Origin of the sequence: uncultured Legionella sp. (assembly GCF_937871865.1) — a bacterium.
Classification (GTDB): domain Bacteria; phylum Pseudomonadota; class Gammaproteobacteria; order Legionellales; family Legionellaceae; genus Legionella.
On the sequence record NZ_CALMPD010000208.1, the window covers coordinates 1 to 7,875 of the forward strand.

Sequence of the window (7,875 nt, forward strand, 5' to 3'; positions counted from 1 at the left end):
GGCAAAAATGAAAAAAGTGGCTTAACTAGGTGTGTGCATTTGCTTGACCACGTCACATTGACTCATAGCCAAAAGATTCTTTTTTTAGGAATGAACGAATATCATCTACCCTCCAGACAGTTACCCTTGGGCTAATTTTTACTGGTTGAGGAAATCGTCCTGATTTAATTCCTTCCCACCATGTGGATTTACTAACAGGAATTAATGCAGGAATCGGAGGTATTAATTTTTTATTACCTATAATTTGAGATAATCGAAGAAATCCTGTTTCAGGAATATTTGCCATACACTCTCTCTTAGACCATATTGGTCGTTATCAGCGGAATGGCAAAGCGTAATTGATGTAAAAATTTGTCACAGCAATTGTCATATGACAAGCTACAGGACAAGATTAACTTATTGATTTATATGATTTATTCAAAAATGTCTGACAGAACTTTTTTAATAAATTCAGCTTCACGATCGGTTATTATTATATTTTCCGTTGTTTCCACATTTTGTTTTATCCAATCATTTAAATTTTCTTTTTTCATCATTTTTTTTCTGTCTAATTCCTGTTTTCTATATTTAGAAATAGCATTGATGACTAATGTTGCTAGTCGACTCCAAGAAGGGCTTTTTTGAAGTAGCTCTAATTCTGATGTTACAATGGATATTGTTTCATTTTGTACTAATTTTAAGAAAGCTTGGGGTAAATTCCATTTCTTACTTTTTATCCAATTAATAATCTCTGCCGGCTTATATTGATAATTATATCTTTGTAAATCTGCTCCTGGATTAAAATAGCTGTTGGTTTGCCTAGGAATTGAAATAGGTTCAATTAATTTAGCTTCTTGAGCTTGATAAATTGCTTGATTAAAAAATTGTTCATCACCAATTTTAAGATTATTGTAGGCTAATACCTTACCTATGTCCTCTCTATACCAAGTGTCCGTATTTTTCATTTTCTTTAATAATTCTTTCATAACACACCGTTTTTAATAGATTACCCCACTTTAACCATCCTGATTTCTGCTCTTCTGCATAAACAGCACGTTGATAAGTCGCCACTAATTTATTCAATGGCTGGTGGTTCAACATCCGTTCGATCACATGTGGTTCTGTCTTCAAATATTCACCCCATGCTGTTGCTGCTGATCTTCGCAGATCATGAATACTAAAAGGCTTAACATCAGCCAATGGCGCATCTTGGATAATTTTCTTTTTTAGCCCTTTTGATGTTCCTCTTAATCGTCCAATAACTCCCGTTAATGTGTCAGGATGAATATGCCCATTTTCTTTATAATTACCAGTATCAAAAACAAACATTGAATGACCTGTTATAGGTTGTAAGAAACGAATAATTTTGAGTGCTAAATCTGAAAGATAAATCGTGTGCGCCTGGCGATTTTTAGTTCTTTCTGAAGGTAATATCCAAATACCAGCCTCAAGATCTAGCTCTTGCCAGCTTATAGCTGCAACCTCACTACGGCGTGCGCCAGTCAAAATCAGTAATTTAATGGCACTAGCGGTAATAATAGACATTGATGATATATTCTCATCAAACTTGTTAACTGCTGTAGCTTGATCCAACACTACCCACAATCGTTGTAATTCCTCCAATGATAAAACGCGATCACGTGGTTTACCTGCTGTCGCTGCAAAATCTTTTGGTTTTAATAAACGAGCTGGATTTTGATCAACTAAATGCCTTTTGAGACCATAATCCATCATCAAATTAAGGGAAGATAAAGCTTTTCTAGTTTCTTCTTTGATCCCTTTACGCGTCATAGCATCCAATGCCATTGATAAATGCGCACGTGTAATATCTTTAGCTAATATATTGCCTAACGGTTTTTGGAGATGGAGTCGCCAACGATCTTCATGGTGCTTAATCCAGTTTGGCGTAACACGTTTTGTTATTTTTTCATGTTCAATCCAACGATCAAATAACACCTGCATGGTGATAGCTTGCAAATTTTCAGCAATAGCAGCAGCTTTTGCATTTCGAGGATCAATACCATCATCAACAAAACGTTGTAACTCTCGAATTTTATTGCGTGCTTTTTTTATACCAAAATCTTTAGGCGTGCCTATAGTCATACGAATTAGAGATTTACTCCCAGGCATTCTGTAAGAAAATAACCAACTCTTTGCACCACTTGGACGCACTCTTAAAAACAACCCCTCACCATCATGTAATTTATATTCTTTATCCCGTGGCTCTGCATTATCTACATCTTTAGAATTTAGTTTTCCCATATATTTTCCTGATAAATCAATTTTGCAACGCTACGTTGCAAGATTCGGGAGTCACTGACTCCCGAATTGGCCACTTTAAAATTTAATTTGTGCAGCAGCTTGCTGCATAATTAGTGCAAGAGGTGCTTGCACTATTACAAATTTATAATTTGGGAGACAGTGTCTCCCAAATTGGTCAACGGCTTGTTGACCTTTTCATTAGAGGAATTTGTGCAACGCTGCGTTGCACAAATAGATGTTCGTATTAACCCTAAAGATTATTACTTAGGGAGATTGAAGAAACTCCACTATAATGTTCTTAACTTTGGAAATAGCCCCATCCATACCATGGCCAGCCCCTGGAATCTTAATAAATTTTGTTTTTATATTATTAGCTTGAAGCTCACTATATAAATGCCTTTGCTCCGTTATATCTACTAGATTGTCATTAAGGCCATAAAATAGTAAGACTTCTAATGATGGTTTTAGCTGGTTTACTAATGAAACTGGATTTCGAGCATTCAACCACTCATCAAAATTATTAAACTTTTTTTGTTCTTGAAATTTGCTCTCAAACATACGTTTCATTTCAGGACGTAATGCTACAGTGGTTTTTAAATCAACATTACCAGATATAGAGATTGCTTTGTTCACGCTAGATTTAACTAAAGCACTGCGGCTTAATGAAGTAAACATTTCCATAGCACCACGACTAACTCCAATCATAGCAAAAGGAGGCTTTAAGCGGCTTTCGGAATACTGTTCTAGTTGAGGGATAAATTTAATTAAATTTTCGACATCATTTATATCGTCACCACCAAACTCATCTACACCTTTATAGATATTTCCTCGATATAAGGTGCCAATGGTGTTATACCCATCTAAGAAAGAAAATGTATTATTAGGGCGAAGTATTCCAAAGTTACCATTGCCACCTCTTAAAAATAGTACTAAAGGATGCTCACCAGTAGTAATTAAGCTTAAATACCCTGCTACTTCATGCCCATCACTTAGATATTTAAAAATGAATATCTTTCTTTTTTTCTCAAGTAATGGTTGTCTAAGCTCGATTGGTATACTTAAATCTTTACTTAATTGCTCTGAAATATCTTGTATGGATTTATTATTAGTTAATTGATAAAAAGTAGTATGGTTTCTGTTTGTTATATAACTCATTGCCCCTTGATACAATCTAGTTATCGTTTGATGCTGCCAACCCATAAAGCCCAATAAAACGATTAATAGGCCAGCTAAAATTTTTTTCATTTTTAATCCAAATTTAATATTTTTCATTTTCATTAATGATCAACGCTACGAGAAACTTGTCCCTCACCTTCTTTTTGAACTATTAAGAATTTTTTAACAGTTCAACTTGCATAAGTGCAGATGCTCTCGGCACAATTTCATTTATTTCTATTTTCCAATTCGGGAGACACTGTCTCCCGAATTCACCAGACTCATTCACTCTGCATATTCTGAGATTGCACTTGCTCTTCGATTGCCTTCATTTCTTTATCAAAATCGGATTCAAAATGACGATCTTGTATGATGCGATATTTTTCAAACTCACTTTCAGCATGATCTTTAGCAATTTTTGCGCTAATTTTTCCTGCATTTTGCAATACATCACGTTCATCAAACTCAAGAAATTTGTCTAAGCGCGTAGCCCAGTCTTCCATTGTCATAGGAATTTTACGTCTAGCGCGATCTTCTGCTAACTCCAAATAGGCATTAACTATACGACCAAGAGAATCCAATTCCTCTGCATTCAAATAATTTTTTGCAACAGACACGTCCGTCTTAAGAATTTTTCCATTCGGACTACCCTCCCAACTGGTAAGCCCCATATGTGCTTTGCTACTATCAGCTCGCTCAAGCACAAGCTCTGATGCAGTATGGCCATGAATCGCATAATGCAATTTATTTTGCACTTTTGCGAAGAACTCTCGGGTAGTAGGTGCATTTTTATTGTAATCAACACTGGTCGCATAAATATCTGTGATTTTTTGGTAAAAGCGACGTTCGCTGAGACGAATTTCCCTTATTTCTTCTAGCAACTGCTCAAAATAGTCTTCACCAAGAAAACTACCATTCTCTAATCGTTTTTTGTCCAGAACAAAACCCTTGATTGCAAACTCACTCAATACTTGAGTTGCCCATTGGCGAAATTGCGTTGCTCGCTTGGAGTTAACTCGATATCCAACGGATATGATTGCATCCAAATTATAAAACTGCGTATTGTAGTTTCTGCCATCACTGGCAGTTAGCCGGAATTTCCGGCTAACTGCTTTTTCTTGTAATTCGCCGCTAGAATAGATGTTTTGTATGTGTTCACCTATTGTTCGCCTATCAACATCAAATAACTCAGCCATCAGCTTTTGAGTTAGCCAAATAGAACCCTCTTCATAACGTACCTCAATGCCACTCTCCCCTGCTTGTTGTGTAAAAATAAGGAACTCAGCAGTACTATTGCGAATGATTAGTTTGTTTTCTGGAAATTTTTTGTTCATATGATAAATACCTTCACATTAGTGCAGATAACGTCTGCACAATTTTATTTATTCCTATTTTTCAATTTGGGAGTCACTGACTCCCAAATCTATAATCGAGTAATTACAAGTGCTTTTGCTTTATTTACCCACTTTCAATTCTTTTGCTAATTCAGCTTCTAACGCTTCAATCGTTGGGAGGTTCGTTTTGATTTCTTCGGGTAGGGCTTCTGATAATTTATATTCAGCAAGCCCGATTGGCTTATTGATATCTCGTAACGCATATTCTGCCGTTACATTATCTTTGGTTTTACACAAAATTAGACCAATTGATGGATTATCGCTGGGATGCTTTACTAAATCATCCACAGCAGATAGATAAAAATTCAATTTCCCAGTGTATTCTGGTTTAAATTCTTTATCTTTTAATTCAATAACCACAAAGCAGCGCAATTTGAGATGGTAAAAAAGTAAATCAATATAATAGTCTCGTTTGCTGACTTCCAAATGATATTGTCGACCGACAAAAGCAAAGCCCGCGCCTAATTCAAGTAAAAAGCGCTCCATGTGTTGAACTAACCCTTTTTCGACAGCCCTCTCTTGTGCTTCATCACCAATGCCCAAAAAATCAAAAATATATGGATCTTTTAAAGTAGAATGGGCCAAGTCTGATAAAGGAGACGGAAGTTTATCCTTAAAGTTATTAATAGATTGGCCTTCACGGCGATGCAGTGCTTTTTCAATTTGAATTGATAAAAAATTACGTGACCATCCATGTTCTGCTACTTTGGTGATATAAAAAATTTGAACATCTTTTTCTTCACACTTATCTAAAATAGTAGCTATATGAAACCAAGGTAATTTGTGCAGCAGCTGCTGCACAAACTCAATATCCGGATATATTTCAGCAAACTTACGCATATACTTTAAGTTACGAAGACTGAAACCTTTCATTTCAGGAAAAGCATTTTTTAAATCATGACTGAGTCGATCAATAACCTTTGCACCCCATCCACGCTCTTCTTGAGACTTCAAAATTTGAGTTCCAATATGATGATAAAGCAGAATCAACTCTTGATTAACTTGAAGGGCTGCTCGATAACGAGAGGACTCCACGTGTTTTTTCAGATTCTCAAAAAAGATACCATAGGAAGGATCGGTTAGCTGTTGTATCATTACTGCTCCTTGTTATTATTTTTGCGTATTTCGGGTACCCAACTGGGTACCTAAAAATAGTTGGACACAGGCGCATTTTATCGGACAAACCTGGATAAGACAATATATCAAATAGCTTGATATATAAGGAATATTGGATTTATTTGGATTAGGAAAAACTTAAAAAATCCTGCCTCCTAAGGGGCAGGTCGGAGGTTCGAATCCTCTCCGGGACGCCAATGAAATCAATGGGTTACGTAAAGGAGAGCAAACAAACCATTCAAAATTTAATTCTTGGGATAACCACAGGGATAACCAAGGCATTTACTAGCCACTTTAATGAATTAAATCATATACCACCTATACTGTTTCAATAATGTTTAATAGAATAAACAACTTCTTTGATTACAAACAAATAGATACCTTGAAGGAATAATCTGTATGCGCCCTTATGAACCAGCCACATTGCCTTTAGAAAATCTAGACTATCAAATGCTTTTCTCTGTGGTTGGCAATGCTAATGCAGAATTAGCAAGATATGATGGATTACTTCAAGGCATTGTTAATCCTTCCGTTATGCTTTCACCTTTAACAAATGAAGAAGCGGTGCTCTCCTCTAAAATTGAAGGTACTCAAGCTACTGTTGATGAGGTATTAGAACAAGAAGCTGGGCTGCTTAAGGAAGGCGAGAAATTCAAAGATATTCAAGAAATTGTTAACTATCGTGAAGCATTACGCTCAGCACATTATTATCTGGAGGAGCGACCTCTTAGTTTATCTTTTGTTAAAGAACTACATAAGGTTTTATTGAATAGTGTACGAGGGCAGGACAAAACCCCGGGTGAATTTCGAAAAGATCAAAACTGGATTGGCCGAGCTGGATGCTCAATGGATCAGGCTTCTTTTGTACCTCCCTCCCCGCTGCAGCTACAAACATATCTCGAAGCATGGCAAAAGTATGTTGAATCTAACGATATTGATTTGCTGCTACAAGCCGCTGTTATGCATGCCCAATTTGAATTATTGCATCCATTTAAAGATGGCAATGGACGTATAGGCCGTATTCTTATCCCTCTTTTTCTCTATCAAAAAAAGAAATTATCCCAACCCATGTTTTATTTAAGTGCTTACTTGGAAAATCACCGAGAGGAATACTATCAACGCTTAAAAAGTATCTCACAGGATGGTGACTGGAATGGATGGATCGTCTTTTTCTTGCAAGCGATTACCGAACAAGCAAAGCTCAATAGCCTGAAAGTTAAGGCTATTATGGGACTGTACGCTGATATGAAGAGTACCATATACGACATTACACACTCTCAATATACGATTCACCTCCTTGATGCTGTTTTTGATAGACCAATCTTTGATACAACAGACTTTATTACCCGTTCAAAAATTAATAAAAAAACTGCGATGGCTTTACTTAAGCAACTGAAAGATCAAAATATTTTATCTGTGTTACGAGAAGGAAGTGGCCGTAAAGCATCCGTTTTATGCTTTCCTAAACTCCTTAATATCGCAGAGGGAAAGGAAATAATATAGTTGTGTCACCTCTGCGAGACTCTAGCCCCCTTGTGTCTTGAGATAATCGTTTCAGGTTACACAAAACAAGTTGTGTCTTATTAAAAAGCAACAACTTAGCCAGTAGTTATCTAACTTAGAATCATTTATTGAAATTATCTTAGAGTATTTATGAATACATGGCAGGCTTTCATTTTAGCTAATCCATTCTAAGCATCAATATTTTATCTACACTTAAGAGACATATTGATTTGAGGATAAAAAAATGGATGTATTTATTGATACTAATATACTGACGAGTCTTTATCGCCTTTCAAGTGAAGATTTAGAAAATTTCAAGAAAATATATGTTCTACTTGAAAGTAAAGAAATAAATATTCTACTTACTGAACAAGTAAAGAATGAATTCTTCAGGATTAGAGATGATATTATTTACTCACCTTACGCACAGCACCTTGCCTCCTAACTAAAACTCATTAAAATTCTT

The 7,875-nt window shown here is 35.9% G+C and carries 8 protein-coding genes; 2 read left to right on the plus strand and 6 right to left on the minus strand.

What is annotated here, in order from left to right:
- Positions 1 to 52: 52 nt before the first annotated feature.
- From Q0495_RS11165 to Q0495_RS11190, 6 genes are all read right to left on the minus strand, one after another.
- A complete protein-coding gene (locus Q0495_RS11165) occupies positions 53 to 286 on the minus strand; it encodes an AlpA family transcriptional regulator (protein WP_298626222.1) in 234 nt (77 codons plus the stop codon).
- A gap of 127 nt (positions 287 to 413) precedes the next feature.
- Entirely contained in the window at positions 414 to 965 is a 552-nt protein-coding gene (locus Q0495_RS11170) for a hypothetical protein (RefSeq protein ID WP_298626225.1), read from the minus strand.
- Positions 919 to 2,241 carry a site-specific integrase gene (locus Q0495_RS11175; protein ID WP_298626228.1) on the minus strand — a complete coding sequence of 441 codons (1,323 nt, stop codon included), beginning with the start codon at positions 2,239 to 2,241 and terminating at the stop codon, positions 919 to 921. The genes Q0495_RS11170 and Q0495_RS11175 overlap by 47 nt, the downstream gene beginning before the upstream one ends.
- A gap of 264 nt (positions 2,242 to 2,505) precedes the next feature.
- The gene (locus tag Q0495_RS11180; RefSeq protein ID WP_298626231.1) at positions 2,506 to 3,519 is read right to left on the minus strand and encodes a prolyl oligopeptidase family serine peptidase; all 1,014 of its coding nucleotides are present in this window, start codon (positions 3,517 to 3,519) and stop codon (positions 2,506 to 2,508) included.
- Between the two features lie 158 nt (positions 3,520 to 3,677).
- A complete protein-coding gene (locus Q0495_RS11185) occupies positions 3,678 to 4,730 on the minus strand; it encodes a virulence RhuM family protein (RefSeq protein ID WP_298626233.1) in 1,053 nt (350 codons plus the stop codon).
- Between the two features lie 120 nt (positions 4,731 to 4,850).
- Positions 4,851 to 5,885: a PDDEXK nuclease domain-containing protein gene (locus tag Q0495_RS11190; protein WP_298626236.1), complete on the minus strand. Its 1,035-nt coding sequence runs from the start codon at positions 5,883 to 5,885 to the stop codon at positions 4,851 to 4,853.
- Between the two features lie 420 nt (positions 5,886 to 6,305).
- Here Q0495_RS11190 and Q0495_RS11195 point away from each other — a divergent pair, with 420 nt between their 5' ends.
- Together Q0495_RS11195 and Q0495_RS11200 are read left to right on the plus strand one after the other, a co-directional pair.
- Positions 6,306 to 7,409, plus strand: coding sequence for a Fic/DOC family N-terminal domain-containing protein (locus Q0495_RS11195; RefSeq protein WP_298626239.1), 1,104 nt, complete (start codon positions 6,306 to 6,308; stop codon positions 7,407 to 7,409).
- A gap of 244 nt (positions 7,410 to 7,653) precedes the next feature.
- A complete protein-coding gene (locus tag Q0495_RS11200) occupies positions 7,654 to 7,854 on the plus strand; it encodes a PIN domain-containing protein (RefSeq protein WP_298626242.1) in 201 nt (66 codons plus the stop codon).
- Positions 7,855 to 7,875 lie beyond the last annotated feature (21 nt).

What these genes read in the sequence shown, in the direction of transcription:
- Q0495_RS11165 (WP_298626222.1), bottom strand. Translation starts at nt 286, where the DNA reads ATGGCAAATATTCCTGAAACAGGATTTCTTCGATTATCTCAAATTATA.
- Q0495_RS11170 (WP_298626225.1), bottom strand. Translation starts at nt 965, where the DNA reads ATGAAAGAATTATTAAAGAAAATGAAAAATACGGACACTTGGTATAGA.
- Q0495_RS11175 (WP_298626228.1), bottom strand. Translation starts at nt 2,241, where the DNA reads ATGGGAAAACTAAATTCTAAAGATGTAGATAATGCAGAGCCACGGGAT.
- Q0495_RS11180 (WP_298626231.1), bottom strand. Translation starts at nt 3,519, where the DNA reads ATGAAAATGAAAAATATTAAATTTGGATTAAAAATGAAAAAAATTTTA.
- Q0495_RS11185 (WP_298626233.1), bottom strand. Translation starts at nt 4,730, where the DNA reads ATGAACAAAAAATTTCCAGAAAACAAACTAATCATTCGCAATAGTACT.
- Q0495_RS11190 (WP_298626236.1), bottom strand. Translation starts at nt 5,885, where the DNA reads ATGATACAACAGCTAACCGATCCTTCCTATGGTATCTTTTTTGAGAAT.
- Q0495_RS11195 (WP_298626239.1), top strand. Translation starts at nt 6,306, where the DNA reads ATGCGCCCTTATGAACCAGCCACATTGCCTTTAGAAAATCTAGACTAT.
- Q0495_RS11200 (WP_298626242.1), top strand. Translation starts at nt 7,654, where the DNA reads ATGGATGTATTTATTGATACTAATATACTGACGAGTCTTTATCGCCTT.